General features: G+C 59.7%; 26 protein-coding genes. 14 read left to right on the forward strand and 12 right to left on the reverse strand.

What is annotated here, in order from left to right:
* Window positions 1–25 precede the first annotated feature (25 nt).
* The 7 genes from PH552_RS04895 to PH552_RS04925 all read right to left on the reverse strand — a co-directional run bounded on the left by PH552_RS04895 (window position 26) and on the right by PH552_RS04925 (window position 6,017).
* Window positions 26–1,552 carry a SulP family inorganic anion transporter gene (locus tag PH552_RS04895; RefSeq protein ID WP_285165611.1) on the reverse strand — a complete coding sequence of 509 codons (1,527 nt, stop codon included), beginning with the start codon at window positions 1,550–1,552 and terminating at the stop codon, window positions 26–28.
* A 4-nt stretch (window positions 1,553–1,556) separates the two neighbouring features.
* Window positions 1,557–2,246, reverse strand: a complete 690-nt coding sequence (locus tag PH552_RS04900; RefSeq protein WP_112345532.1) for a carbonic anhydrase — start codon at window positions 2,244–2,246, stop codon at window positions 1,557–1,559.
* A gap of 406 nt (window positions 2,247–2,652) precedes the next feature.
* Window positions 2,653–3,204, reverse strand: a complete 552-nt coding sequence (locus PH552_RS04905; RefSeq protein ID WP_113249018.1) for a CGNR zinc finger domain-containing protein — start codon at window positions 3,202–3,204, stop codon at window positions 2,653–2,655.
* Between the two features lie 80 nt (window positions 3,205–3,284).
* Window positions 3,285–3,611 carry an antibiotic biosynthesis monooxygenase family protein gene (locus PH552_RS04910; protein ID WP_285165613.1) on the reverse strand — a complete coding sequence of 109 codons (327 nt, stop codon included), beginning with the start codon at window positions 3,609–3,611 and terminating at the stop codon, window positions 3,285–3,287.
* 51 nt (window positions 3,612–3,662) lie between these two features.
* Window positions 3,663–3,809, reverse strand: a complete 147-nt coding sequence (locus PH552_RS04915; RefSeq protein ID WP_483315467.1) for an alpha/beta fold hydrolase — start codon at window positions 3,807–3,809, stop codon at window positions 3,663–3,665.
* A gap of 628 nt (window positions 3,810–4,437) precedes the next feature.
* Entirely contained in the window at window positions 4,438–4,938 is a 501-nt protein-coding gene (locus PH552_RS04920; protein ID WP_113249020.1) for a GFA family protein, read from the reverse strand.
* 293 nt (window positions 4,939–5,231) lie between these two features.
* Window positions 5,232–6,017, reverse strand: a complete 786-nt coding sequence (locus PH552_RS04925; RefSeq protein WP_285165614.1) for a DUF899 domain-containing protein — start codon at window positions 6,015–6,017, stop codon at window positions 5,232–5,234.
* A 274-nt stretch (window positions 6,018–6,291) separates the two neighbouring features.
* On the opposite strand from PH552_RS04925, the gene PH552_RS04930 reads away from it, so the two are divergent.
* From PH552_RS04930 to PH552_RS04980, 11 genes are all read left to right on the forward strand, one after another.
* Window positions 6,292–6,672 carry a MarR family winged helix-turn-helix transcriptional regulator gene (locus PH552_RS04930; RefSeq protein ID WP_285165615.1) on the forward strand — a complete coding sequence of 127 codons (381 nt, stop codon included), beginning with the start codon at window positions 6,292–6,294 and terminating at the stop codon, window positions 6,670–6,672.
* Window positions 6,653–7,984: an alpha-amylase family glycosyl hydrolase gene (locus PH552_RS04935; protein WP_285165616.1), complete on the forward strand. Its 1,332-nt coding sequence runs from the start codon at window positions 6,653–6,655 to the stop codon at window positions 7,982–7,984. Before PH552_RS04930 ends, PH552_RS04935 begins: the two co-directional genes overlap by 20 nt.
* A 328-nt stretch (window positions 7,985–8,312) precedes the next feature.
* Window positions 8,313–9,176 (forward strand): DMT family transporter, encoded by an 864-nt coding sequence (locus PH552_RS04940; RefSeq protein ID WP_285165617.1) that lies wholly within the window; start codon window positions 8,313–8,315, stop codon window positions 9,174–9,176.
* Between the two features lie 349 nt (window positions 9,177–9,525).
* Window positions 9,526–10,326 carry a class I SAM-dependent methyltransferase gene (locus tag PH552_RS04945; RefSeq protein WP_285165618.1) on the forward strand — a complete coding sequence of 267 codons (801 nt, stop codon included), beginning with the start codon at window positions 9,526–9,528 and terminating at the stop codon, window positions 10,324–10,326.
* A 94-nt stretch (window positions 10,327–10,420) separates the two neighbouring features.
* On the forward strand, window positions 10,421–11,452 hold the full coding sequence (locus tag PH552_RS04950) for a prephenate dehydratase domain-containing protein (RefSeq protein WP_285165619.1): 1,032 nt from the start codon (window positions 10,421–10,423) through the stop codon (window positions 11,450–11,452).
* Complete coding sequence (locus tag PH552_RS04955; RefSeq protein WP_285165620.1) at window positions 11,449–12,876, forward strand: FAD-binding oxidoreductase; 1,428 nt, start codon at window positions 11,449–11,451, stop codon at window positions 12,874–12,876. The genes PH552_RS04950 and PH552_RS04955 overlap by 4 nt, the downstream gene beginning before the upstream one ends.
* 35 nt (window positions 12,877–12,911) lie before the next feature.
* Window positions 12,912–14,132, forward strand: a complete 1,221-nt coding sequence (locus PH552_RS04960; protein WP_113249027.1) for an alpha-hydroxy acid oxidase — start codon at window positions 12,912–12,914, stop codon at window positions 14,130–14,132.
* A gap of 37 nt (window positions 14,133–14,169) precedes the next feature.
* Window positions 14,170–15,150 (forward strand): ABC transporter substrate-binding protein, encoded by a 981-nt coding sequence (locus PH552_RS04965; protein ID WP_285165622.1) that lies wholly within the window; start codon window positions 14,170–14,172, stop codon window positions 15,148–15,150.
* Window positions 15,147–16,079 carry an ABC transporter permease gene (locus PH552_RS04970; RefSeq protein ID WP_285165623.1) on the forward strand — a complete coding sequence of 311 codons (933 nt, stop codon included), beginning with the start codon at window positions 15,147–15,149 and terminating at the stop codon, window positions 16,077–16,079. The genes PH552_RS04965 and PH552_RS04970 overlap by 4 nt, the downstream gene beginning before the upstream one ends.
* Window positions 16,079–16,876, forward strand: a complete 798-nt coding sequence (locus tag PH552_RS04975) for an ABC transporter ATP-binding protein (RefSeq protein ID WP_285165733.1) — start codon at window positions 16,079–16,081, stop codon at window positions 16,874–16,876. The genes PH552_RS04970 and PH552_RS04975 overlap by 1 nt, the downstream gene beginning before the upstream one ends.
* Window positions 16,877–16,931: 55 nt before the next feature.
* Window positions 16,932–17,483 carry a MarR family winged helix-turn-helix transcriptional regulator gene (locus PH552_RS04980; RefSeq protein ID WP_112345518.1) on the forward strand — a complete coding sequence of 184 codons (552 nt, stop codon included), beginning with the start codon at window positions 16,932–16,934 and terminating at the stop codon, window positions 17,481–17,483.
* Between the two features lie 474 nt (window positions 17,484–17,957).
* On the opposite strand, the gene PH552_RS04985 is transcribed toward PH552_RS04980, so the two are convergent.
* Window positions 17,958–18,311 carry an SDR family NAD(P)-dependent oxidoreductase gene (locus PH552_RS04985; protein WP_285165625.1) on the reverse strand — a complete coding sequence of 118 codons (354 nt, stop codon included), beginning with the start codon at window positions 18,309–18,311 and terminating at the stop codon, window positions 17,958–17,960.
* Window positions 18,312–18,354: 43 nt separating this feature from the next.
* Between PH552_RS04985 and PH552_RS04990 the strand changes: the two genes are divergently transcribed.
* Window positions 18,355–18,768 (forward strand): hypothetical protein, encoded by a 414-nt coding sequence (locus tag PH552_RS04990; protein WP_285165626.1) that lies wholly within the window; start codon window positions 18,355–18,357, stop codon window positions 18,766–18,768.
* Window positions 18,769–18,845: 77 nt separating this feature from the next.
* A complete protein-coding gene (locus PH552_RS04995) occupies window positions 18,846–20,636 on the forward strand; it encodes an ABC transporter ATP-binding protein (protein WP_285165627.1) in 1,791 nt (596 codons plus the stop codon).
* Window positions 20,637–20,818: 182 nt separating this feature from the next.
* Here PH552_RS04995 and PH552_RS05000 read toward each other — a convergent pair whose 3' ends face one another.
* The gene (locus tag PH552_RS05000) at window positions 20,819–21,730 is read right to left on the reverse strand and encodes a helix-turn-helix domain-containing protein (protein ID WP_285165628.1); all 912 of its coding nucleotides are present in this window, start codon (window positions 21,728–21,730) and stop codon (window positions 20,819–20,821) included.
* 743 nt (window positions 21,731–22,473) lie between these two features.
* Between PH552_RS05000 and PH552_RS05005 the strand changes: the two genes are divergently transcribed.
* The gene (locus PH552_RS05005; protein ID WP_285165629.1) at window positions 22,474–23,091 is read left to right on the forward strand and encodes a response regulator transcription factor; all 618 of its coding nucleotides are present in this window, start codon (window positions 22,474–22,476) and stop codon (window positions 23,089–23,091) included.
* Between the two features lie 78 nt (window positions 23,092–23,169).
* Here the strand turns inward: PH552_RS05005 and PH552_RS05010 are convergent, their stop codons facing one another.
* The 3 genes from PH552_RS05010 to PH552_RS05020 all read right to left on the reverse strand — a co-directional run bounded on the left by PH552_RS05010 (window position 23,170) and on the right by PH552_RS05020 (window position 25,669).
* Entirely contained in the window at window positions 23,170–23,847 is a 678-nt protein-coding gene (locus PH552_RS05010) for a helix-turn-helix domain-containing protein (protein ID WP_285165630.1), read from the reverse strand.
* Between the two features lie 342 nt (window positions 23,848–24,189).
* Window positions 24,190–25,257, reverse strand: a complete 1,068-nt coding sequence (locus PH552_RS05015) for an MBL fold metallo-hydrolase (RefSeq protein WP_285165631.1) — start codon at window positions 25,255–25,257, stop codon at window positions 24,190–24,192.
* Window positions 25,258–25,429: 172 nt separating this feature from the next.
* A complete protein-coding gene (locus PH552_RS05020) occupies window positions 25,430–25,669 on the reverse strand; it encodes a DUF2188 domain-containing protein (protein WP_285165632.1) in 240 nt (79 codons plus the stop codon).
* Between the last annotated feature and the right edge of the window lie 258 nt (window positions 25,670–25,927).

The following is a 25,927-nucleotide window of genomic DNA, read 5'->3' on the forward strand; positions in this document are numbered from 1 at the left end:
TCTAGCGGTTGGAGCGTGGCTGAGGTTAGGCTACCTCCTCCGAAAGCCGTTCAAAAATCGGCTTCAGCCGAGGATGGCGCCCGGCCGGTGGATGCTGGATTTCGATCAGGCGTCCCGATTTCTTCTGGCGTTTCACCCACTCGCGCAGGGTTTCGGCACTCGTATGGTCAAGATAATGCAGGCGAGTGCCCGCAATCCTGATCTTGCGTCCCTCGGGAAGCGCTTCCAGCATATTGAGCAATGTGGGAACGTCTCTGCAGGTCGCCACGCCGGCGAGATCGAGATGAATGGTTTCCTCATCCTCCAACCTGTCGATCGCAAGCTTGCGACGAAGATATGGAAAGATCTCCAGTATGGACAGAGCCAGGCCAAGCGCCACGCCGACGAGCAGGTCCTGGAGCACCACCATCGCCACCGTCGCGGTCCAGATCCCCACGGGAACCCAACCGTGGTGCTCGAAGAGATGGCGGACGTGATGAAGGCTGATCAACCGCCATCCCGTCACCAGCAGAACGGCGGCAAGCGCCGTCAGTGGCACCATTGCGAGCAGCTGCGGCAGAAACGCCACGAGCCCAAGAATCCAGACGCCGTGCAGAATGGCCGATGCCCGGGTGCGCGCGCCTGCCTGAATGTTGGCGGAGGATCTGACGATGACGCCCGTGATCGGCAACGCACCAAGCAGGCCGCAAAGTCCGTTGCCGATGCCTTGCGCGAACAGCTCCTTGTTGAAGCGGGTCCGTACACCATCATGCATGCGATCGACGGCCGCGGATGACAGCAGCGTTTCCGCACTGGCGATCACCGCGATGACCAGCGTCGCCACGATGATACCGGGCTCGATCATCCTGGCAAAACTCTCGAGCGTCGGCAGCGAAATGCTTTCGATGAGAGAGGACGGCACCTCCACCCGGGCGATCGGCAGCTGCATCCCGGCCGTCAATATCGTGCCAACCGCAACCCCCACCAGGGCGCCGGGTACCAGCGTCAATGGCTTCGGCCTGAACTTCTCCCATGCGATCATGGCCAGCAGAGAGATCAATCCCACGAGGAGAGCAACCGATTCCCGGGTCAATCCCGCACCCCATACGCGACCGAGGGTCTGCTCCATGGCGGTGACGTTCTCGATGCCTCCGGCAGCAGGTCTCGCCCCCATCAGCACATGGACTTGTCCGAGAATGATAAGGATGCCGATCCCGGCGAGCATGCCGTGGACCACCGCAGGCGAAATGGCGCGAAACCATGATCCAATCTTCAGGAATCCGGCAAGGACCTGCAGCAATCCCGCTACCATGAGAACCGGCCCTAGCATGGCAACGCCATATTGCTCGACGAAGCCGAAGACGATCACGGCCAGACCGGCCGCCGGCCCTGACACCTGAAGTGGAGATCCAGCCAAAAGGCCGACGACGATACCGCCGACAATACCTGAAATGAGGCCCATCGCCACCGGAACTCCTGACGCCACCGCAATCCCGAGGCAAAGTGGTATGGCGACCAGGAATACGACGAGCGACGACGCGAAGTCGCGCGAAAGAGCAGAGCTTGACATCATCGGCCTACTCCGCGGCTTGAGGGATCACATGCGGACGACCGCGCCCGGTGACAGCGACAGGCAAGGGCCTGTCCTCGAGGATTTCCGTGAAGCGAGCCGCCCCACCGTCATAAACAAGCACCTCTCCTGTCTCGATATCGAAGAACCAGCCATGCAAAGTAATGTCACTGGTCGCCAACTTGGCGGCGACGGAAGGATGGGTGCGCAGATGGTCCAGCTGGACGACGACATTTTCCATGGCGATGGCGCGAACCCTTTGGCGCTCGGGCAGATCGGCGGGATAGGCTTCGCAAACAATCGAATGGGCCGCATGACTGTGTTTCAGCCAGGCAGCGACATTCGGCATCGGCTTCAGAAGATCGGGATGGCAGAGCCCTTTCATCGCACCGCAATCGGAATGCCCGCAAACGATGATGTCACGAACGCCGAGCGCCACGACGGCATATTCGATCGCCGACGATACACCGCCATTCGCCGTGGAAAACGGCGGAACGATGTTTCCGGCATTGCGGCAGACGAAGAGTTCGCCAGGGCCTGATTGCGTGATCGTTTCGGGCATCACCCTGCTGTCGGCGCAGGAAATCATCAGCGCGTGCGGCTGCTGCCCTTCTTCCGCCAGCCGGCGATAAAGTGCCTGATGATCGGGAAAGACGGCACCGCGAAAGCTGGAGATTCCTTTGAGCAAATCACCCATTGTCGAGTCCTTGTGATGGGCCGGACGGCAGGCAGGGGGCGTACCCATGCCCGGCGGGTTGGAATGCGCGATCATTTCGCAAGTGCGAGATAGGTACGGGTGGCGGGAAGAAAATAGCGGGATCGGATTTAGTCAAATCTAATTTATAAAAATCTTGTGAGTGGATTGTGAGATGACTTTAGTTGCTCCGGCAATCTCTATGCGTTCGCCACCATCGATCCGAGCAATCCCGTCCCGGCAATTCCGGATTTGCGGCGTTCCACATCAGAAGCGGAGGGCATCTCATGACCGGAGCCCGGCGATCCCGAGCCGGATTGCGGCCGAGATATCTACCTTGAGAACATGCTATAGCGGTTGAGAAGAAGAAAGACCGTGCGGTGGCCAGCGTGCCGTCGTCAATTGAGCATCAGGCGCGATGTCGACGTGCGTGCTTCTTGGCTCGATTGCCGCGGGTAGCCATGTCGCACCAGCGACACGAGAGATTCTTCGTGCGGTCGATGAACAACCATTGGCAATCGTCTGGCGGACATTGCTTCAGCCGGGATAATTCGTCGCCGCGAAGCAGATCCAACGCGGCCCAGGCGATAGTGTCGACAATCTGATCAATGCCCTCAAATTCGAGGATTGCGGGAACTCCCGAGACAGCAGCGGACCGCAGGGCGCCCGCAGCTAGATCGCGGATGATGTCGAAGGCGGATGAGGGAGGTTCCCCACCCTGCGCAATCGCAGCGCCAGGCTCACCTATCGCTGATCGCAACGCACGGGTGCGGTTGATCAACATATCGCATTCGCTCGCATCTATGGCGTAACTGCCTGCAACCAAACCGCCTTCCTTTGCCCACGCCACTATGTCCCCGGCGCTTGCCAGATGATCGATCTCGCGATCCGTACCACGCCAGGACACGGTGTTGGCGAGATCCAGCGCAATGTCGCCAGCGATGCGATGCAGGAAGGACATGGGCTCAGCCCCCGGCCTTTTTTCCGATGCTTCCTCTTGTGCGACAGCGTGACGTCAGGCCCAGATCAGCGACATGCCGATCAACGCAGGTCCTGGTCGTCGATTAGGATGCGGTGGATTTCGATTTGCTCAGGCAATTCCATCAGCAGTTCGGCATAACGGTCGAGGTGATGCACCTTTGTGGGTTCGCCCTTGGTGAAGGCGGTCATCGCCTCGATGTCGTGCCAATAGGAGATGGTGGTGAACCAAGTCTCGTCCTCACGATCCTCGCGGAAGAGCTGAACGCCGAGTGCGACGTTCTGAAGTGGCGGAATGCCTTCAGCCCGTATGTAAGGCTCGTAGATATCAGCGATGTCTCGACGCGTGCGGCCGCGCCAGATGCGCGCAATGGTCGGCTTCGTAACCATGATTGGGCTTCTTTCGGTGACGTGCCGGTGGCTCCTCAATAGGTTGGGGTTTTAGTGAAGCGTTCGGGAGAGATCGCGGATGAGCGGCAGAGCGTCATCGAAGTGTGTTTCCAGCAGCCAGTGACCGGCATCCTCAATGAGATGCAGTTCCGCCTCCGGCACATCGCGAAGATAAGCGCGGGCCGATTCCGCCGGCATGTAGCCGTCCTGCGGCCCCCCAGACGAGCCGGCATGAGGCGACGGAATTGAAAGGACGAACATGGATAACCATGCGGCAGAAGCAGGGCTGGAGCATCTACCGGTCCGGCTTCGCGGATAAAGAGGTTTCGATTACCAATCCTGCCATGTCGATGTCGTGTCACCTTGCCATGCATGTGTCGCATCCCCATGAATGGAACCATCTAAATGCAGTTAGACGGTTCCGCGTTCCATCTTGGATGAGAATGCGCGGTTGTGAACCCGAGAAACAGATCGTGCGGAGGGGTTCCGCGGCGGGTCAACAGGGGCTATGCTGGACTTTTAGCAAAGCCGCCGCCGAAGAGGGGCCGTGGAAGACGCGCTTTACATCTTGCGCTACGAAATTTATCGGCGAATGGCTCCCTTCGAGCGTTTGCTGGTGTTCGAACGGGAGCCGGAAATGATTTCAGCGCGGAAATGGAAGTTTTCTGAGAGATAATCACCGATTCCGAGATAGAGGGCGAGCAGACCTTCATTCACTCTGCGTGCACCATCTCGACAGTAGGCTGTTGCAATCGTCCGTTTCGGGCATGATGACTTTCGAAATAGCCGCGACAGACAAGGCCGCACCGGCACCGCCGGAATAGGATCAGCCGTCGCGCGCCCTCACCGCCCATGAGGCGGTATCGTGGTCGGGGTGCTGGTTGTTGCTTCCCTTGATCGCCGCGGCCCAATCGACGCCGTTATTTTCAGTCGCGCCGGTATTTTCTAGGCCTGTAATCGTATCGAACCATGTCACCATGTTCTCGGTGCATGTATTGGCGTGCGGCGCGAAGGCGTTGGGATCGTCAAGCGAACCGATCATCAAATTGGTGCGACCGTTTTCCAGGTGGTGGAAGAACAGCGGCGTGCCGCAATTGGCACAAAAGCCGCGCTCGACAAGTTCCGAACTCTTCCAGACGCTCGGTTTGCCGCGTGTCCACGTGAGCGCATCATCCGGCGCCGCGACCAGCGCGGCAAAGATGTTGCCCGAGGCTTTCTGGCACATGCGGCAATGGCAGAGATGCGAATTGTCGAGCATAGCGGTTGCGTGGTAGCGCACGGCACCACACTGGCAGCCGCCACTCACCTCCATCTCGATGCGCTTCATGTTTCTCCTCCGTCATGACGCGGTTTGATCTCCTTTAGGTTTTCGTCGTTTGATCGTCCAGTGAAAGGACGGACCGACCACGTCTTTTCGACCTGCAGCCCACAACTTCCGCGTCAACCACCGCTCAAGCGGTGGCCGAAGTTCGCAGAGACTGTTGGGTTACGTCGACCCTGAGCGGACATGGACGCTGCGCAAAACTCAGCCGTAGAATGCGGATCCGCAGGCCGACAGGACGCACCGCGATGCGTCCATGCATGTTAGTGCCGGTTGCTTCGAACCGTGGATGGCCACCCTTATCGCTTCGGCTCGGCTTTCCCATTGCGGAATGCCGCCTCGCCTGCGTCCGATACTTCTGCCCATCGCGCACTGGGTGTTACCTCGGTCTCGTAGTTATCATTCCAGTTCCACCATTTATAAGGAGGCTCCTGCGGATAACCTGCCGGAGAATCCTCCCAGATTTCCTGTCGCCCAAGCGGGGTTAGATCGAGATAGCTCCAAACAGTGCCTAATGCCTCGTCGCCGCGATTATCGGTGAAATAGGTGCGGTAGATCTGGCCGCCGTCGTGAATGAAGACGTTGTGACCATGCCATTCGTCGACCCCAAAATCTCGATCGAAGTCGTCTGTGATCGTGTACCAGGGGATGTGCTCCCACCCCATGCGCGTCTTCAGTCGCCTGATATCCTCTTGTGATGCGCGAGACGCGTAGACGAGAGTGGTGTCACGTGCGTTTAGATGGACCAGATTGGAAACCTGATCCGCGCCAAGCGAGCAGCCGCGGCAGGCATGATCGGGCCAACCGAAGACCCCAGGCTCGAAGAAGGCGCGATAGACGATCAGCTGTCGGCGCCCGGCAAAAAGATCATGCAGGCTGGCTTTGCCGTCAGGTCCTTCAAACACATAATCCTTTTCGACGGCCATCCAAGGCATCCTCCGGCGCTCGGCGGCAAGCGCATCACGCGCCCTGACATGTGCCTTTTCCTTGATCAGCATCCCCTGCCGCGCCGCGCGCCATTCGCTGGCCGAAACGACGGGGGGATGATTCGGGAGGGTTTTGGTCAATTCATTGTCGGTGTTCATGAGCTTCTCCTTTCACGCTGAGTTGCCATTAGGAGCAGTGATCCAAACGGTCGCCATGAAAGAATTACCGCCGAATGGCGAGAGGCCGGGAGTAACAATTCTGCCGGGATTCGCTTGATGGACCACCGGCGTCGGCAGGAGAGGACTCGCCTTTCTCCAGTTGATACGCTATGCGTAGCATATGACGAAAAATCTTGATCGAGAGGCTCTCTTCCTGCTCCGTGCCGTCCTCGCGCTCGGGCGACGCTTGCGCTCGGAGCGCCCGGAAGGCGCGGTGACGCTGGCCGCGATCAGTCTTCTTGGAACGCTCGGTCGCCTTGGACCAACGCCGGCCGTGCAACTGGCCGCCGAGGAGCGCCTTCAACCTCAATCTCTGACGCGGATCATTGCCGGTCTCCAACGCGACGGGTTGATCGAACGCCGGAGAGACCCGACCGACCGGCGAGCGTTGATCATCGCTCTGACGGAGAAGGGCAAGACCGTGTTCGCGGACGATTTACGCGCGCGTCAGGCGTGGTTGCGCGATGCAATGCTGGGAGCGCTTTCAAAAGAGGAGCGCACGGCTTTGATCGCGGCCGCCGACATCATGCTCAAGCTGGCCTTCGACGGCCATGGCAAACGGGGTACGGGACTTCATGACTCGCTGGATCGATAATGCAATCTTTTGGCACCTTTATCCCCTCGGTTTCGTAGGGGCCGCGCAGCATGCGGAAACCGGCCTTCGTCATCGTCTCGCCCACATCGTGGATTGGCTCGATTATGCGGTCGCGCTGGGGGCATCAGGTCTCCTGCTGGGACCGGTCTTTGCCTCATCGACACACGGCTACGACACGATCGACCATTTTCGGATAGATCCTCGCCTGGGAGATGACGGGGATTTCGACCAGCTCATCACCGAGGCGCAACGACGCGGATTGCGGGTCGTCCTCGATGGCGTCTTCAACCATGTCGGAAGGGACTTTCCGCTTCTCCGGGCAGCTCTTGAGAACGGGCCAACTTCCGTTGAAGCGGGCTGGTTCCGCTGGCTCAGCGGCGCGGACAGTGCAGGCGAGCCCGATTATGCGACGTTCGAAGGACATCACGCACTGGTCGCACTCAATCATGAGTCACTGGATGTCATCGCCTATGTGACGCGCGTGATGAACCACTGGCTGGACCGGGGCGCCTCTGGATGGCGGCTCGATGCAGCCTATGCAGTCCCCCGACCGTTCTGGAAGACTGTGCTTTCGGATGTGCGCCGAAACCATCCCGACGCCTACATATTCAGCGAGGTCATTCACGGCGATTACAAGGGGATTGTGGCGGACACGGGCGTCGACGCCGTGACACAGTACGAATTGTGGAAAGCGATCTGGAGCGCGATCACCGACGGCAATCTGTTCGAGCTGCAATGGGCGCTCGATCGGCACAACGGTTTCCTCGAGCATTTCCAGCCGCTCACCTTCGTTGGAAACCATGACGTGACACGACTGGCGAGCCGGCTGACTGACGAACGGCACCTTGCCCACGCCTTGGCACTCCTGCTGACCATCGGCGGTACGCCAACCATCTACGCGGGTGATGAGCAGGCCTTTCGAGGTATCAAGGAAAACCGGGCGGGCGGCGATGATGCGGTCCGGCCTGCCTTTCCCTCGGCGCCGGAGGGTTTGGCACCGTTCGGCTGGTCGACTTACCGACTTCATCAGCAGCTCATAGGCCTTCGTCGTCGTCACCCCTGGCTTTTCAAAGCCAGAAGCCGCAAGATTCACCTCACAAAGCGGGAGGCCGTCTGGGCCATGGAAGCGGACGACAACAGCCTTCTCGTGGCGCTCAATCTCAGTGATGGCGACACCATTCTCCCTGCGCCGGGTGGCGGCGATGTGCTGGCCGGAGCTGCCGAGGTGAGAACGACCTTTCCCGGTCGCGCAACGTCGGTCCGACTGCCATCGCACGGATGGGCCGTGCTCGCGGCTTCGAGGCGCAACTGAAAACTATCTCCTGGCAGACCTGCCAGGGGGCTCCTCCTCGGCGCCCGTCCTGAACTCGCCGAGAGCTCCACCCGTCGGTCATAGCGGTGAGAACCGGCACCGGTGCGAGCAATATTACACCAAGGGAGAGCTCCGCAGGGACATCGACGTTGCTCAACTTCCGCGCCCGATGTCGCCGCGCTTCAGAGTCAGGTGTCACGATGGCGCCGAGAATATGAATTTATATTAGTTGCATTCTACAAGTAAATGATCGACATTATGCCTCATATCCGTGCGCATCACGCCAAAGCGAGGCACTTGCCTGGATTCCAGCCACAAAGGATGTGAGATGACCGCAGCCCTTTTTCTCGCGACCGTACTTTTCTGGGGTTCAGGCGCCATTGTGACGTCCCTCCAAGCAAGCGCTTCTGCTCCCGAATTGTCGGTCGCAATCCGCATGTTTCTCGTAGGGTCAGGCATGCTCGGATTTTCGATCGCCACCGGCAGACCAATCATGATAGCCCGCAGCGACCGTCCCTGGGTGGCGTTGCAAGGCCTATTGTTTTTCGGACTTGCCTTCATCGCCTTCTACAAGGCGACGAAGGGTATTCCCAGTGGGATTGCGGCTTTGGTGTTATCGAGTTCCTCGCTGTTCGCGGCCATCGTCAGCCGATTGCTGCTGAATCTACGGATAAGCCGCCGCGCGACGATTGGGATAATTTGCGGTCTCCTGGGTCTTGGCATCGTCGCCGCCCCACAGATCTTCGCGCTGCATCTCAACCCGCAAACCGTGGCGGGCTTCGTCTGGGCAGGCGTCGCGGCGGTGGCGACGGGTGCGGGGACAGCGATTGCCGCACGCAACCAGCGGCGCGGCCTGCCGATCCCGGTGCTCATGGGTTGGGGCGCATTGTGCGGATGCGGTTTCGGGGTCGCCTGGGCGGTCGTTGTCGGGACGTCTCTTACGATACCTGTCACAGCTGGCTATCTGGCGCAGCTCGCCTATCTCGCAATTGTCGCCTCCTGCGTTACGTTTCTCATGTATTTCACGCTCATCGAGAAGGTCGGCCCTGCACGGGCGGCCTATGCGCTGACCGTTGTTCCGATTGTGGCCATAACGATCTCGGTCATCTTCGAAGGCCTGCACATCGATACCCGTCTTGCCTTTGGTGGCGCGACAATCCTTCTTGGCAATATCCTGGTGCTCAACGCCTGAAACTGGGCAATCACAATGCCATCTGCGATCGGGCCTTACCCGTCACAGAGGCTGGCGTGTTGCGATAATGGTCCCACTGTAGTTTCGCAGCTCACCCCTGCAGTTGCGACGCGCTGCCGCCGTTGTGAAGAATATCCCTCAGAACCGGCTATTTCCTCGGCTAAAGTGCCTCCAATCGGAGCGATTGCCCAAAGTTTATGCATGTCTAAATTACTTGCAAATAGCAATTGATTTCCTAGCAAATCTATGTTGTAGTTTTAATCATAAGAGGTAAATCGCACCGTGATTACCCGTATAACTAGAATCTAGGGAGATGTCCGAACCGCAACAATTTTGGAAGGCATATGTCATGTATATGTCCTCGACACCGATCGAATCTGAGGTCGTCTTTTCCGGCCGCCGCTCGGCGACCTACCGTGATGCACTCCATCTCTTTCCCGATGCCTGGCTTGACGATATTGCCGCCATGCGCCGCTTCCTGCAGCCGATCGACGGGCGACGCGTCTTGGAAATCGGCGCCGGCAACGGTCATTTCAGCCGCGCGATCGCCGAAGATGTCGGCCCTGCCGGCTTATTGGTCGCGACCGATCCGTCCACCGAGCAGCTTGAGGATCTCGAACTCGAAAGTGGCGGCCGGATCAGGGTCTTCGGTCAGGCAGCGCACATGCTCGACCTGCCGCTCCGCGATTTTGACATGGCCTGGTCGCGCGGCGCCGTGCATCATATTTCCGACAAGACTGCCGCCTGGAAGGCGATCGCAGCCCATATGCGGCCCGGCGGCAAGCTGGTGGTTGCCGACATCTTCGCCGGAACGCGGCTTGCCGCCTATTTCGACGATTTCATCGCGCTGAGTTGCTGCACCGGCCACGAGGTCTCTTTCCTTTCGCGGGAATTTGCAACGAGCCTGTGCGCTCTGACCGGATGGGACAAGCCTCAATTTACCGATGTCACCACCCGCTGGCGCTTCGACACCAAGGCGGATCTTGGACATTTTCTACGATTGCTGTTCTCGGCGACCGAGATCTTCACCGATGACGACTGCCTTGTTGCAGCGGAACGCCATCTTGACATCGTTTCCGACGGCAACGGCATCGCCCTGCTTTGGCCGATGACGGTGATGGAAACAACAAGGCTGCCGACCGCAAATTAATCATGGATGAGCGATGACAGGCGCTCGACGCGGGACGGCACAATACCGCCCCCGACGTGACCTGGCGTGCACAAATTTCCTTCGGAGATCGCCTATGACATCGACCGCCGCAAACCCTGGGTCCAAGGCCCCTTCCCCCGCGATCCCTTTCGATCCGAATACAAGCGCATTGCATCCGGTTGGCACGAAACTCGGCTCGGACACAACAGTCCATAAGGTCGGCTATAACGGTCGGCCCGGCGCATTCGCGGACGTTGCCTGCCGGACAGCGTTCCCATCCGCGGACCGCATCGCCCTGCCGAGCTTGGAGACCACGATCGCCAGCACCGTCCGCGGTGAAGTCGACCGGATCCTCCTGCCATGCGAAAACAGCCTGGTCGGGCGCGTGCCGGATGTGCATAGGATCGTGCCCGACAGTGGTCTGCATATCGTCGGCGAGCATTTTCAGCGCGTCGAACATTGCCTGATGGCACCGGCGGGCGCATCGCTTGCAAGCATCAGGCGGGTGCGTTCGCATCCCGTGGCACTTGGTCAGGTCAGCCGCCTTATCGCAGCGCTCGATCTCGAGGCCATCGCCGCGCCGACGACATCCCACGCCGCCGAGCTGGTGGCCTCCTGCGAAGATCCGAGCGAAGCCGCGATTGCTTCGGATCTCGCAGCCGACCTTTACGGATTGGATATCCTCAAGCGCAATGTCGAAGACGATCCACATAATACGACGCGGTTCTATGTGCTGTCTGCCGAACCTCAAGCGGCCGAGCAGAAAACACAGCTTCTGACGACGATCGTCTTCCGCACACAGAACCGGCCGGGCTGCCTTTACCACGCCATTGCCGGGTTCGCCGAAAACGGCATCAACATGACCAAGATCGAAAGCTACCTTGTCGGCGGGCAATTCGTGCCGTCCCGCTTCCTCTGCGAGTTCGAGGGCGATCCGGCCACACCGGAGGTGGCCGATGCGCTCGATACTCTCGCCCGCCATGCTCGGGAGCTGGTCGTGCTCGGGACATTTCCGATGGCGAGCCGCCATCTGCGCAACCGCAGCGAGGAACATCTCTCGTCATGGGGGACCAAGCCTCCGGCCGCCTTTCGATGGTCCGATAGCCAGCAGGAGGCGGGACGATGACGACCGCGGTGAACCACTACGGACGCCATGGCGATCTTGTCGACGCGGCAATCACGAAGTTGAAGCTGCATTTTGGCGACCGGCTGACAACGGCGCCGGCCGTGCGTGACCAGCATGGCCATGACGTAAGCTGGCATCCGTCCTATCCGCCGGACGCGGTCGTTTTCCCTGATACGGCGGAGGAGGTATCGCGTATCGTGGCGACCTGCCACGCCTTTGACGTGCCGGTGATCCCGTTTGGGACCGGCACGTCCTGCGAAGGACATGTTGCAGCCCTCATGGGTGGAATATGCATCGATCTCTCACGGTTGGATCGGATTTTGACGATTCGACCGGACGACATGACAGCGACGGTCGAGGCAGGCGTAACCCGCAAGCGCCTGAACGCTGAACTGCGCGATACAGGGCTGTTCTTTCCCGTGGATCCCGGCGCGGATGCCTCACTTGGCGGGATGGCCTCCACGCGCGCCTCCGGCACGAATGCCATGCGTTATGGCACGATGAAAGACAACGTCGTTTCGCTCGGCGTCGTCCTGCCCAATGGTGATCGGATCCGCACCGCAAGCCATGCTCGGAAATCGGCTGCCGGCTACGATCTGACACGTCTCTGGGTGGGATCGGAAGGTACGCTCGGTATCGTAACCGACGTCAGCGTCAAATTGCATCCGATTCCGGACCACATCGTTGCGATTTCGGCGAGTTTCTCCACGCTGGAACAGGCGGTCGGCTTCGTGCTGGTCGCGACCAGGCTCACCGACACCTTGGCGCGCATCGAACTGCTCGATGAACTGCAGGTCGAGGCCGTCAATCGCTATTCAAAACTCTCCCTGCCGGTCGAGCCAACGCTATTTATCGAACTGCACGGCAGCCGCGGGGCGGTCGAGGCCGCCTTGCCGTTCATCGAGGAGGAGGCGCGTGCCGCAGGCGCCAGCCGGTTCGATACCGCCGTATCGGCGGAGGCCAGGGGCCGGCTCTGGCAGGCACGCCATGATATCTGGTGGGCCAATCTTGCGCTACGTCCGGGCGCAAGTGCCCTTCCCACGGATAGCTGCGTGCCGGTATCGCGGCTTGTCGAGGCCATACTCGCCGCCAAGGATGACGTGCGGGATCTTGGCCTCCTCGCACCGATCTGCGGCCATGTCGGTGACGGCAATTTCCATCTTTGCGTCCTCTTCGATCCCGCCGATGCCGATGAGCGCCAGCGGGTCGAGGCTCTGACCAAACGTCTCGCAGCCCGCGCCATCACGCTGCAGGGAACGTCGACCGGCGAGCATGGGATAGGCCACGGCAAAATAGCAGCGCTTGTCGCGGAGCACGGGCCTGCCATCCGGGTCATGGCCGCGATCAAACGCGCCATCGATCCTCACAACATCATGAATCCGGGCAAGATTTTCAATCTCGCCGAGGCGCCGCCTTTCAATTGAGCGAGATCCATAAACCAGGGAGGTAGTGAGAATTTATGTCCAATCCGCATGGTCCGGCATCGATCGCCGACTTCAGAACCGCTGCGCGGCGCGCATTGCCGAAAATGGTGTTTGACTTCTTCGATGGCGGCGCCGGCTCGGAGCTGACGCTGCGCGAAAACCGGGCGGCGCTAGATCGGATCCGTCTCGTCGGTTCCGCTCCGGTCGACGTCGGCCTTCGCTCTGCCGCCATCTCGCTCTTTGGCAAGCCGCTCACAATGCCAGTCATCATCGGACCGACCGGACTGGCAGGCGCGGCATGGCCCGCAGGCGACCAGGCGCTGGCCCGGGCCGCCGGACGGGCGGGAATCCCCTTTGTCATGAGTTCGGCGGCCAGCGCGACCATGGAAGCCGTGGCAGCCGCCGGCGAAGGCAGGAAGTGGTTTCAGCTCTACCTGTTCCGGGACCGCGAGGTAAGCCTCAGGCTACTGAAGCAGGCCGAAGCGCTGGGCTTCGAAGCGCTCGAGATTACCGTCGACAACGCCATTCCCGGCAGACGGTTGCGCGATACCCGCAATGGCTTTTCGCTGCCGTTCCGCTGGACGCCCAGAAAGCTCCTGAGCCTTGCGGCCCATCCCGGATGGGCCTTGCGAATGGCCATGACCGGCGCTCCACGCCTGAAAGTCATGGAAGCCGGGTTCGATCTCAAATCCGCGGGAACGATTGCCGAGGTGATGGAACAGCAGCTCGACCCGACCGTGTCCTGGGACGATATCGCCTTCATACGGGATCGCTGGAAGGGACCGCTGATCCTCAAGGGATTGCTCAATCCGAGGCAGGGCAGCCGGGCAGCCGAGCTTGGGCTTGACGGCATCGTGGTCAGCAATCACGGCGGCCGGCAACTCGATGGAGCCGTCGCGAGCATCGACATCCTGCCGGAATTCGTCAGCGCCGTCGGGGGCAAGCTCGCAATCCTGGTCGACAGCGGCTTTCGCAGCGGCACCGATGTTGCCAAGGCGCTGGCGCTTGGAGCAACGGCCGTGCAGCTCGGACGTGCGACACTCTACGCCTTGGCGAGTGGCGGCGAGAATGCCGTGTTCAGAGCCCTTGCCATCATCGCCGCCGAACTCGACGTCGCCCAGGCAATGATGGGTGCGCCCACCATTGCCGATCTTCGACCTTCCAAGCTTCGCCTTCCTCCAATGCTGTTGCGGCCCGAGCAGGTTTCCGCCCGCGAACCCATGTCACCTCGTCCGCAGTCACCATTTGCTGCCTGACCCGTCATTGCCAAAACCTTACAAGGAGATTGCTCCGGTGAAACGCAGAACCGCTTTCGTACCCGCACTGGCCCTCTCGGCCCTGCTCCTGTCTTTCTCCGCCACGGTCACCACTGCGGCGAACAAGACAGTGGCGCTGACCTATATCGTCGAGCATCCGGCCATCGATGCGGCCCGCAAAGGGATCGTCGATGCACTGGCCGATGCCGGCTTCGTCGACGGCAAGACCGTCACGCTCGACATCGCAAGCGCTCAAGGAAGCATGCCGACGCAGACGCAGATCGCCAAGACATTTGCCGGCAAATCGCCCGACGTGATCGTTGCCATCTCCACACCGTCTGCCCAAGCCTGCCAGGCCGCAGCCAAAGGAGCAATCCCGATCGTCTTCTCGGCCGTGACCGATCCCGTCGCCGCGAAATTGGTCAAAAGCTTCGCTCAACCAGACGGCACGCTGACCGGAACCAGCGACAAGCAGCCTCTGAATCTCACCTTCGAACTGATCCATAAACTGACGCCAACGGCAACGAAGATCGGCATCCTCTATAATGCAGGCGAGGCCAATTCCGTCGCACAAGTGGCTGAGATGAAAACCGAGGCGGCGAAGATCGGCATGAGTATCGTCGAGGCGACGGCGGCACAGTCCGCCGCCGTGCCGGACGCCGCCCGCAGCCTCGTCGGCAAGGCCGATGTGATCCTCCTGCCGACCGACAGCACCGTGGTTTCCGCTGTCGAAAGCGTGGTCAAGGTCGGCGTCGACGCGAAGATCCCGGTCTATGCCAGCGACACCAATTCGGTCGAGCGGGGTGCGATGGCTGCACTCGGATTCAATTATTACAAGCTGGGACGGTTGACGGGCGAGATTGCCGCCAAAGTTCTGAACGGCACAAAGCCGGGCGACATCCCGGTCGGAACGCTGGAGAGCGAGGATCTCTACCTCAATCTCGCCTCGGCCAAGAAGATGGGCGTCACTCTCTCCGAGGCGATGACACAGAGCGCAGCGAAGGTGATCGACCAATGAGCCTGATTGCCCTTTCCGGCGCCTGCGAAGCAGGCCTGCTGTTTGCCCTCGTTGCCCTTGGCGTCTATCTCTCGTTCCGGGTGCTCGATTTTCCGGATCTAACTGTCGACGGCAGTTTCCCGCTCGGCGCGTCGGTCGCGGCATCGACGATCATGGCGGGCGTGCCGCCCATCATCGCAACGCTCCTCGGATTCGCCGCGGGCGCGTCTGCAGGCTTCGTCACGGCGTTCCTGTCGGTCCGGTTGAAGATCATGAACCTTCTCGCAGGGATCCTGACCATGGTCGCATTGTTCTCGATCAATCTGCGCGTCATGGGTAAGCCGAATGTTTCACTTTATGGGACCGATACCATCTTTTCCTGGATCGACGGGATCGCAGCGCTCGGGTTCTGGGCCAATACGGTATTGCTCCTCTGCATCGTATTGGCCGCAAAGATGTTCGTAGACTGGTTCCTTGCCACGCAAATGGGTCTGGCCTTGCGTGCAACCGGCGCCAGCCCGAGGATGGCCGAGGCACAGGCCGTCGATAATAGCCGCATGGTCATGCTCGGCATGGCCCTCGCCAACGGTCTCGTCGGGCTTGCCGGGGCGCTTTATGCCGAAAGTCAGGGCGTTGCCGATGTCTCGATGGGTATCGGCACGATCGTCACCGGTCTTGCCGCCGTCATTATCGGCGAGACGCTCGTCGGTGCAGGATCGGTCGCGCGAGCCACGTTCGGCTGTATCCTCGGTGCATTGATCTACCGGCTGGTCATTGCCCTGGCGCTTGACGGCGGCGTGATCGGAATCCAAGCACAGGATCTCAATCTGGTAACCGCATTGGTGGTCGCCGTCGCCGTGATGATTTCGAAAACGCGGCTGAAGAAGCTGCCCTCCATAAGGCGTACCCGGCTGCCTGAGCCATCGAAAGCAGAAGGAACGGCCTCATGATGCTGAATCTCGATACGATATCGGTCACGTTCAACCCGGGGACAGCTCTCGAAGTGGCCGCACTGCGCAGCCTCTCCCTGGCGATCCCACAAGGGCAGTTCGTAACCGTCATCGGCAGCAATGGTGCCGGAAAGTCGACGCTGCTTTCGGTCATCGCCGGCGCTACTTCGCCCGATCGGGGCCGGATCGTCATCGACGGCGTCGACGTTACGCGGTTGTCGACCCAGGCACGGGCGCGATTCATCGGCCGCGTCTTCCAGGACCCTCGGGTCGGAACCTGCGAAGCTCTTACGGTTGAGGAAAATCTCGCGCTCGCCTCCGCGCGCGCCGGGCGGCGCGGACTGTCCCTCGCTCTCGGCCGCCGGAATGGACGCGCGCGGTTCGAAGAACAGCTTTCCAGTCTCGGTCTTGGACTTGAAAGGAAGCTCAAGGCGGGGATCGGCACGCTTTCCGGCGGCCAGCGACAGGCGGTAAGCCTGCTGATGGCGACACTGCTGCCGATGAAGCTGCTTCTTCTCGACGAGCATACGGCAGCGCTCGATCCCAAGGCAGCGTCGCGCATCCTGGCGCTTTCCGCCGAGATCAGCGAACGTCAGCATCTCACCACGCTGATGGTCACGCACAGCATGCGCCATGCCCTCGACTATGGCGAGCGCACCATCATGATGAGCGGTGGACGCATCGTGCTTGACGTCGCGGGGGATGAACGGGCCGGCTATGATGTGCCCGGCCTGATCGCCTTGTTCGGAGCGGCGAGTGGCGGCGAGATTGCCGAAGACAGGCTGCTGCTCGCTTGATCGCCGCCGCGATCGGCCGCTTGTTTTCGAAACTTCGCTGGAATATAGCTGCAATATGCAATTAAAAAATGATCAACCTGACAAGGGGCTGGCGGAGGAACGCGAGGATGGGACGGCGGTAAAGCCGGCCTTTCGGCTGGATCGCTGGGTACCCTATCGAATGTTTCTCGTGGCAAGCAGTACCGCCGAACTGCTCGCGTCCTACTACGGGCCAAGATATGGTCTGTCGCAAGCGTCGTGGCGAATTCTCGCTATCGCCGGCGGCCGACCCGGGCTTTCGAGCAAGGAAATCTGTCATGCCGGTGCGCTGGATCAATTCGCCGTCAGCCGCGGCATAGCGCAACTGGTCTCTCTAGGTTTTGCCCGGCGCAATGCCGGTGCCGGTGACCGGCGGTTTTCTGCGGTCGAACTGACAGCCGAAGGCTACAAGGTGCTCGAAGAGATCGTATCCATCGGCCAGGCCATGGAAGCGCGTATTCTCGAAAGTCTATCCGAGGGTGAACGCGAGGCACTGCATGCCATGCTTGATCGCATCGAAGATGCCTGTGCCGGAGCGGTTGCCCGCGGCTGGCAGGCTGTCGTGGCCGACGTCAAACCTGGAACCTGATCTCCCGGTTCGGATCAGCACTATGAATTAATGGCAGCCGTTTGCGCCGAACGGCACGGCAATGCCGTTCGGTGCAAACAGAGCGTCAGTGGTGACAACAGTCCAGAGCCGCCTCAGCTATCGGCGGAACGTAAGCGGCAAATTCCCGCTCGAGAGCCTTGATGACGCCGGTGCGCCAGCCATCTGCAATGCGTTCGGAATAGGGTCCGGAAAGATATCCTCCTCGCCTCTTTCGAAGCCGTTGAATATTCCGGCTGCCACCAGGCCGGGCGGCGACTTCGGCACCTCGAAGCCGCGTGTCATGTCGGTATCGACGGGCCCGGTGAAACAATTGTGTACCGTGACACCGTGCGCTGACAGGAGCGCTCAAAAGGCCTGCATCAAATTATGTGCCGCCGCCTTCGAAAGCGAATAGGCCGGCGTGGAGGCGACCGGCACGAGCGCCGATAGCGAGAGGTTGTTGATGATAGCGCCTTACGATCGCATCAATGCAGGAAGAAAGGCCTGAGTCACTTTCAGCGGCCCGAAGAAATTGACCGCCAGATGGCGATTGATGATGTCAGCGTCGCCGAGATCGTCAGGCATGAAGATGCCGGCATTGTTGATGAGGATATCGAGCTTCCTGATCGTCCCGACGGCCTCCCGGACGTCGCGCTCGTCGGTTATGTCGAGTTTGACGAAGGTGACGCGTTCATCGTCATGACGCTGCTCGCTACGCGATCCCGAATAGACACGCTTTGCACCGCGCCGCAACGCTTCGTCCATGAGAGCCCGGCCGATGCCGCGATTGGCGCCGGTGATCAGGACCGTTTTGTTTTCGATGTTCAAGACTTGCTCCTGTAACTGACCGCCCATCACGAGGGGTTTCCTGATGATCGTCGAGAAGCTTAGTCCCGCGCAGCCGATACATGGGAGTAACAAGGTTGGCGCGATTTCTGAGGTGTCTGCCGATGACTGCACCGCCGGATCGCTGCGCGACCGGCAGCCTACGCGGCACGCGCCGGCGACCATCGGTTCGATCAGGCGGATGCGCCGAAATGATGTGGCATTCGCGCATCATTCTCCGCAAAGTAGAAAATATTGGGTTGGCAAAAACGAAATAGTTCGGTACAGAATTCCTACCGCAGCAGATCAATCAAAGGAGGCGTTGCATGACATCAGCATTCATCGAAACCCTCCCGTCCGGAATGATCCGACACTAGGTCATTTCCATTCGCGGCCCGCCACAGGGCGCGACATGCGGTTTTTAATTTCCTTCACAGCTCGATCGATCTGCCGGGATTAGTTCGTCTCCCGTCCGACTGTGTCTATTAACTCTCGATTTTGGGGCCGACTGCCAAATACGGAGTCGGACTGATTAAAATGACTCGCAAGAAGCTCGACTTCCGCGCCGATGCTTATCGCAACGTGCTCGGCTTTGTTTTTCGTCAGTGGGCCTATCGCCCTGCGCTGGTGGGCATCGTCATCCTGCTGGTAATCGCCAGCACGCTGGCTGAAGTTCTGGTGCCCGTATTTTCCGGCCAGATTGTCGATGCGATTGCCAGCGGCGATGCGGCTGGCGATGCAATACGTGCCTTCGCTATCGTTGCGACCCTGGGACTGACGAGTGTCACCTTGCGCTGGTTCATCTTCGACGGGATCATACGGCTGACGTTGCGCATCATGGCGGATGTGGTCAATAATGGCTTCCACAAGGTCCAGCGGTTCTCGACCGATTGGCATGCCAATAGTTTCGCCGGCTCGACGGTACGCAAGATCACCCGCGGTATGTGGGCGCTCGATTCTCTCAACGACCTGCTGCTCGTAGCCCTGCTGCCTTCGATCGTCATGCTGGTGGGCGCGAGTATCGTGCTGGGCACGTATTGGCCGATCATGGGCCTGATCGTGGCTGCCGGATCGCTGATCTATATCGGCGTGACCGTGATGCTTTCGGTGGGCTTCGTGTCGCCGGCGGCGAAGCTTGCCAATGCCTGGGATACCAGGCTCGGTGGTGCTCTGGCTGATGCCATAAGCTGCAACTCGGTGGTGAAGGCTTTCGGTGCTGAAATCCGTGAGGAGGAACGCTTGCGCCACGTATTGGCCAAGTGGGACAAGCGAACGCGACGGACCTGGAAGCGCGGGACACTGAACGGCACGATCCAGGGCTTCATGATGGTCTTCATGCAGGCCGGCATTCTTGGTACCGGTCTTGTCATGTGGCAGCGGGGGCTGGCGACGCCCGGCGATATCACATTTGTCCTGGCGATGTTTTTCGTGCTGCAGGGATATCTGCGTTCGGTGGGGCAAGACATTCGAAACCTGCAGCGCGCTGTCAACGACATGGAGGAACTTGTCCTGCTCGACAAAACACCGTTGGGCATCGAGGATAAGCCGAACGCGAAGGCCATCACGATCGGTGAGGGCGAAATCGTGTTCGATCGCGTCACTTTCCAGTACGGCGCCCATCCTACCCCGCTCTACGACGATTTCTCGGTCACGATCAAACCGGGAGAGCGGGTCGGATTGGTGGGACATTCGGGCTCGGGCAAGACGACGTTTGTCAAGCTCATCCAGCGCCTCCATGACGTGAAGTCCGGTTCGATCCGAATCGACGGACAGGATATCGGCCAGGTCAAGCAATCGAGCCTGCGTGGCCAGATCGCTATCGTGCAGCAGGAGCCCATCCTGTTTCATCGCACTCTGGCCGAAAACATCGCCTATGGCCGGCCAAACGCGTCCCGGCGTGAGATCGAGAATGCAGCGAAACAGGCCAGTGCGCATCGGTTTATCATGGACCTGCCGAAGGGCTATGAGACGATGGTGGGCGAACGCGGGGTCAAGCTGTCGGGAGGCGAGCGTCAGCGTGTCGCCATCGCGCGGGCATTTCTGGCTGATGCACCCGTGCTGATCCTGGACGAGGCGACCTCCAGCCTGGACAGCGAAAGCGAAGTGCAGATCCAGCAGGCCATGGAGCGCCTGATGGAGGGTCGTACGACACTCGTGATCGCGCACCGCCTATCGACGGTGCGGGCGCTCGACCGGCTGCTGGTTTTCGACAAAGGAAAGATCGTCGAAGAAGGCGACCATCAAGCGCTCATCCGGCTTAACAACGGCATCTATCGCCGACTGTTCGAGCGGCAGGCGCTCGAACTGACCAAGGGACTGGTGGCATGAGCCGTAGCACTTGAGCTTCCGACCAAATTGCTGACGTAAAGATCCAAGGGCCCAGTTTCGGCGGCGGGCGCCAGCGGTAGCCATCGGTCCCGCCAGCTCGCCCTACGCCGTGTCCCCTTGGGAACTGGGAGGATATCCCTCTTGATCACGGCACGCCGTTTAAATAGGGCGGGCCATCGTTTTCACTGAGGCCTGACGCCAGCGGCACCTCGCCATGCTTCAGGTGTGACGGTCATCGATCTTATAAACGCGGCAACAAAATTGGGGACGTCCGGATATCCGCAGGCAGCGGCGACGTCCGCGACAGAGAACGCTCCATTCCGAAGCAACAGGCAAGCGCGTTCCAGACGTGCTTGCCGAAGCCATTCGTTGGGCGTCATCCCTGTCGTCTCACGGAAGGCGCGGATGAAAGTGAATCTCGGCAGACCGCAGAGCGAAGCGATCTCGCCGATCGAAATCTCAGCGGGAATCCGGCTCATCAGAAGCTCCTTTGCGAGATCCTCCTGCTTCTTCGAGAGAGTCAATCGACGATCTGTCGTCCGAAGCCGACCATTCCCGTAGCTATGGGCCAGGTGAACACCAATCGCCGCGGAGATCTGGTCCACAAAGAGGCGATTGCTCTGGTGCCTTGCTCCACACTCAAGTAGCGTGCGTAACAATCCGGCTAGCAGCGCATCCGGGCGCGCAGTCGTAATGGCGAGGGTGTCAACGTCTCCCAAGTCGGACGCTGCAGCGATTTCCTGAAGATCCGAGCCCGAAATTTCCGCCAGAATGAAATCAAACGAGCCGCTCAGATCGGCTTTGTAGGGCTCGCGCAGATCACGGACGTAGATATGATCCTCTCCAAAATCGTAAACGGTCGAGCGTCGCTCGTTAAAAATCCGTCTTCGATGCCCGCCCTGGACCGAGAGGCCAATTAGATAACCATCGGTGCCCGGGGACGTGGTGACCCTCCCCGGTGCCGTTTTCGATGCCTTTCTGAAAAAGGTCATGTTGCCGGCAAAAAGCTGCCAGTCCTCGTCGAGTCCCGCCACGGTACATCCGAAGGAATCCCTTTTATGCTGGGCTTCAGCGCCAAGACCTTCCCCTGTCATCGGCTTTGCCTTTCGGTTTCGACGGAACTCGGGTGGCGTTTAGCCCACCATTGTCTAGCGACCTATAACGCGACACCCACGCCAAATCTATATGCCCGCACTCGAGCCGCGCATCAAATTAGCCGTCAATTTTGAAGGAAAGGCTTGTTCTTTGGCGCATAGCTCCGTCTTGTAAATTCCACCTATGGTGCGGCCGAAATCGCTGTGATAGCGTCCGGATAGTTCAAAAAACTTCAGTTCTTCCAATGGAGTAAGACGGATGCCAATCTTGACCGTCCGCGACGACACGCGTCTTTACTACAAAGACTGGGGTAGCGGCCCACCTGGCGCCTTGATCTTTCGCCCACACGTCCGCTGGAAGGCGGACAAGGCATAGATCCTGCAGGTGATCGTCAATCTCGCCCTGAATGCCACCCAGGCAATGTCGGACGGACAGGCGTGGAACAGGACATTGTGTATTGTCACTCGGCAGCGCGCCACCCATGGCATAGTGGATGTCGGAGACAGCGGACCAGAACTGATCCCCATATTCGCGAGCGACTTTTCGAGAGCTTTTTCTCAACCAGAGAAACCGGCGTCGGCATAGGTCTTGCCCGTATCGAGCTCCAATCGACGCCCCCTTGGGGCACATTTCAGCTTTGGCCTTCCCGCGGAGCAGACGCACACAAACGGATAGCTGATCAACAATGCGCAGGATGACGGTGCTCCCGAAAGATCGGCTTTGGTCTCAACTCGGTTTGGATATGAATACGACACCAATTGTGCATGTCATCGATGATGACCGGGGCTTGCGTCTTTCGCTCGACAGCTTGCTTCGGTCGGTCGGCTTGAAAACAGTGCTGCATGAAACGGTTCCGAATTTCTCTGTTTTCACGGAATCGGTTGGCCCGTGCTGTGCGCTCGTGGACGTACGTCTTCCCGGCTTCAGCGGTCTCGATTTCCAGGACCAGCTTTTGAAGAGCGAGAAGTCCATTCCTTTGATCTTCATGACCGGTTTTGGAGATATCCCGATGACGGTCCGCGCCATGAGGGCCGGCGCCATAGACTTTCTTCCAAAGCCCTTTCGAGATCAGGATATGCTTGACGCTGTGTCACGAGCGCTGGAGGTCGACCGGCAGCGACGGTCGAAGGATTCCGAGGTCTCGTCACTGCGAGCACGCTACGAGGATCTGAGCTCGCGCGAAAAGGAAGTGATGGCGCTGGTAACGACCGGGCTGATGAACAAGCAGATCGCCGGGCGACTGTCGCTGAGCGAGGTTACGGTCAAGATTCATCGTGGTTCGGCGATGCGCAAGATGGATGCTCGCACGCTGGCCGACCTCATCAAAATGGCTGAAATACTCCGGCTGAACGAGCTCTGATCTGCCTCATTCGGCAATCACGTGATTTCCCTCAGGCTTGATGCGAACTCTTCGAAACCCAACGGCTGCAAATTTCTTTCACTTTTGAAGTAGCCCGGACGCAAATCGAACGTCCCCTAAATTGGCCATTCGTCCTCGCGCTGGACCTGTGTCAAAGCAGCGCCTTGACGACATCATTCCCTCATGCGGCGACTGCCCGACTTCCGGGCTCGCCATGTATCGACGCCAGGCGCTCGGCGTCGTTCCGGTCACACGCCGGAAAATGCGCGAAAGATGAGCCTGGTCGGCCAGCCCGCAGTCAAGCGCAATCTCACAGAGCGGGGCGTCACTGTTCAGCATGCGATGCTTTGCAAATTCCACCCTGCGTTCGATGACATAATTATGGGGAGACGTACCGAAGGTCACCTTAAACGCCGCGGAAAAGTAACTGGTGCTGAGCTTTACGACCTGCGCGAGCTCATCGAGCGCAATCGGGTGGGAAATGCGATCTTCAATGTAGTTCTTCACGCGATTGATCTGCCAGGGAGCAAGGCCGCCGGCCGAATTGCCCGAGCGCTCGGCAGGTTCGACCGGGATCGAGAACGGCTTCAGCAAACGGGAAGCCTGCTTTATGAGAGCGATGGCGATCGTCTTGTCTTTTTCGACACAGCGGATCGCACACAAAAGAAGGGAAGACACCTCCTCCGCGGTTTCCGTCGCGACATTCTTGAACGTGATGGGGGAAGCGTCCTGGGTGAAAACAGCGGCGGCGGACATCGTCAATCTCCAATGTGACCCTTCAAATTCCTGATGAGGTCATCTTGAAACGGACAGGCCGCCGGCGAAATCGTACACTGATCCGGTTTCCAGCATACATGCGTCCTACCGGATCATACCAAGGTATTATCGGCGCGAAATGGATGGAAGAAGGTTCGATCGATCACGCCTCGAACCCGTTGATCTACGGACGATCTGAGCGAGCCCTCGCCTGGCCTCATCCACAAGCATACCAACCAAACCTGCCCAACCGCAAAGGCAAGGCGCCGCAAGCCTACGACACCTCGCCTCATCCAAGAGCCCATCATACCGACGCTCTTCATCCGCGCCTTGAGGTTGCGTTCAATTTGCGCCTGCTGGAGCAGCGTCGTAATTGACGGGGATCCAGAAGAAGTGGCCGTCCTTCGCCTTCACATGACCGAGGCCCGGGAAGGAGATGTGGGCGGCTCCGATCCAATAGCCCTTCTGTGCGGCGTCGGCAAAGATCGCGAGCCGCTCGCCTTCGGCCATTTCGGCATCGCTGTCATAGGCGACGGTCACGGCAGGGTCAGGGAACTGCACGGCGCCGACATGAACGATATCGCCCCACAACAGCAATTTGGCCCCGTTGCTTTCGACCTCGAAGAAGCTATGGCCGGGCGTGTGTCCGGGGCTGGCGATCGGCTTGATGCCGGGGGAAAGTTCCTCGCCATAGGTGAACGGTTTGAAACGGCCAGCGTCGATATAGGGCTTCAGAGATGCCTTGGCGCCTTCGAACATCGATTTCAGGAGCTCTGGCGCCGCCGCTTCATTGGCGTCCTTCAGCCAATAGTCGGCATCGGTCTGGCTCACCCTGACGATGGCGTTCGGAAAGGCGATCTTGCCGTTCGGCGCCACGCCGCCGACGTGATCGGCATGCAGGTGGGTGAGATAGATCTCATCGACCTGATCGGGCGCGTAGCCGGCCGCCCGAAGGTTCTCGATGAGGTGGCCGCAGCATTCGCCGTAAAGGCTACCCGCACCGCTATCGACCAGGATGAGCTTCGATCCGGTATTGATCAGGAAGGCGTTGATCGATCCGGCGACCGGAACGGCGAGATCGCTTTCGGCAAGCAGCGCATCCGCCTCGCCTGGGGAGGATTGGTCTAGCGGCACCCTCTGCCCGCCGGTCGACAATGTCTTGGTGAGGACCTTGTGGACCGGGAATGCATGCGTGCCGTCGGATAGCGCGGTGATTTCAAAATTGCCGAAGGTCATGCGGTAAAAGCCGGGGGCTTGCGTGCCGACTTTCGAGGCTGCGGCCAGCGCATATCCATTCAACAAAGTGACGGCGAGGACCGAGCAGAGGGCGAACAGCGCAAGGCTCAAGCCCAGGTCCACAGCTCTCCGTTGCCGGCTGAAGGAGCCAGCTAGGAAATCTCGGTATCTCATGAATTTCTCCTGATTATTAATGGGACATACTGCTTCATCGCGCTGTGCATCGTTGCTCGGCGTCGCAATTAATTCGGAATGGAGGGATGGAGCCGTGAAAACCAGAGAAGCTGGGAAACCGGAGCGTCGGCTCACCGGGCCCCTGTGTGCTCCGGAACCCTATGCCGCATTGCTACTCGTTAGCGACATCGACTTCAGGACGATCGCCGGCTTCGACATGTTCCCGATCCCATGAACCGTCCTCGGATTGGAAAAGGATCTCCGCATCGTGGCCCCCAAGCTGCTGCCGGCGAGCGGCGCGATGGGCTGCGGCGCGTGCTGCCGCATGGCTCGGATAGGGCTCCGACCAGACGCCGTCCAGTCGATAAGCCCAGCCCCCGTCATGCTGGCCAATGTGATATGTCAGATGCATCGATACGCTTCCTTTTCATAGTGATCTCTCCGGAGGCTCAGTCTCCGGGCAGCGAAGCAGTGCGACAAGCTCTTGTCGAACGGCCTGCTGGCCTCCTGTGTTCTGAACCATTCATAGGGAAAGCTGATCCATCGGTATTGTCAGTTTCTCCGTTCCATGGACGTTTCACCTGCCGATGTCGGCAGCAGTGGCAGATTGATTATCGATGGCGGCATCTGTCTCGAAGCTCTCGGTTATCGCGAACGTCGCGGGCCGGTC

The sequence above is a fragment of the Rhizobium aureum genome (assembly GCF_030182495.1).
Classification (GTDB): Bacteria; Pseudomonadota; Alphaproteobacteria; order Rhizobiales; family Rhizobiaceae; genus Rhizobium; species Rhizobium tropici_C.

Bases quoted from the DNA above. Each gene is read 5' to 3' on its own strand.
- PH552_RS04940 (WP_285165617.1), top strand. From the start codon at position 8,313: ATGACCGCAGCCCTTTTTCTCGCGACCGTACTTTTCTGGGGTTCAGGC.
- PH552_RS04980 (WP_112345518.1), top strand. From the start codon at position 16,932: ATGCAATTAAAAAATGATCAACCTGACAAGGGGCTGGCGGAGGAACGC.
- PH552_RS04960 (WP_113249027.1), top strand. From the start codon at position 12,912: ATGTCCAATCCGCATGGTCCGGCATCGATCGCCGACTTCAGAACCGCT.
- PH552_RS04925 (WP_285165614.1), bottom strand. From the start codon at position 6,017: ATGAACACCGACAATGAATTGACCAAAACCCTCCCGAATCATCCCCCC.
- PH552_RS04970 (WP_285165623.1), top strand. From the start codon at position 15,147: ATGAGCCTGATTGCCCTTTCCGGCGCCTGCGAAGCAGGCCTGCTGTTT.
- PH552_RS05005 (WP_285165629.1), top strand. From the start codon at position 22,474: ATGAATACGACACCAATTGTGCATGTCATCGATGATGACCGGGGCTTG.
- PH552_RS04950 (WP_285165619.1), top strand. From the start codon at position 10,421: ATGACATCGACCGCCGCAAACCCTGGGTCCAAGGCCCCTTCCCCCGCG.
- PH552_RS04915 (WP_483315467.1), bottom strand. From the start codon at position 3,809: ATGCCGGCGGAATCGGCCCGCGCTTATCTTCGCGATGTGCCGGAGGCG.
- PH552_RS04945 (WP_285165618.1), top strand. From the start codon at position 9,526: ATGTATATGTCCTCGACACCGATCGAATCTGAGGTCGTCTTTTCCGGC.
- PH552_RS04995 (WP_285165627.1), top strand. From the start codon at position 18,846: ATGACTCGCAAGAAGCTCGACTTCCGCGCCGATGCTTATCGCAACGTG.
- PH552_RS05015 (WP_285165631.1), bottom strand. From the start codon at position 25,257: ATGAGATACCGAGATTTCCTAGCTGGCTCCTTCAGCCGGCAACGGAGA.
- PH552_RS04975 (WP_285165733.1), top strand. From the start codon at position 16,079: ATGCTGAATCTCGATACGATATCGGTCACGTTCAACCCGGGGACAGCT.
- PH552_RS04920 (WP_113249020.1), bottom strand. From the start codon at position 4,938: ATGAAGCGCATCGAGATGGAGGTGAGTGGCGGCTGCCAGTGTGGTGCC.
- PH552_RS04935 (WP_285165616.1), top strand. From the start codon at position 6,653: ATGACTCGCTGGATCGATAATGCAATCTTTTGGCACCTTTATCCCCTC.
- PH552_RS04900 (WP_112345532.1), bottom strand. From the start codon at position 2,246: ATGGGTGATTTGCTCAAAGGAATCTCCAGCTTTCGCGGTGCCGTCTTT.
- PH552_RS05000 (WP_285165628.1), bottom strand. From the start codon at position 21,730: ATGACAGGGGAAGGTCTTGGCGCTGAAGCCCAGCATAAAAGGGATTCC.
- PH552_RS04905 (WP_113249018.1), bottom strand. From the start codon at position 3,204: ATGTCCTTCCTGCATCGCATCGCTGGCGACATTGCGCTGGATCTCGCC.
- PH552_RS04895 (WP_285165611.1), bottom strand. From the start codon at position 1,552: ATGATGTCAAGCTCTGCTCTTTCGCGCGACTTCGCGTCGTCGCTCGTC.
- PH552_RS05020 (WP_285165632.1), bottom strand. From the start codon at position 25,669: ATGCATCTGACATATCACATTGGCCAGCATGACGGGGGCTGGGCTTAT.
- PH552_RS04955 (WP_285165620.1), top strand. From the start codon at position 11,449: ATGACGACCGCGGTGAACCACTACGGACGCCATGGCGATCTTGTCGAC.
- PH552_RS04910 (WP_285165613.1), bottom strand. From the start codon at position 3,611: ATGGTTACGAAGCCGACCATTGCGCGCATCTGGCGCGGCCGCACGCGT.
- PH552_RS05010 (WP_285165630.1), bottom strand. From the start codon at position 23,847: ATGTCCGCCGCCGCTGTTTTCACCCAGGACGCTTCCCCCATCACGTTC.
- PH552_RS04990 (WP_285165626.1), top strand. From the start codon at position 18,355: ATGATCGTCGAGAAGCTTAGTCCCGCGCAGCCGATACATGGGAGTAAC.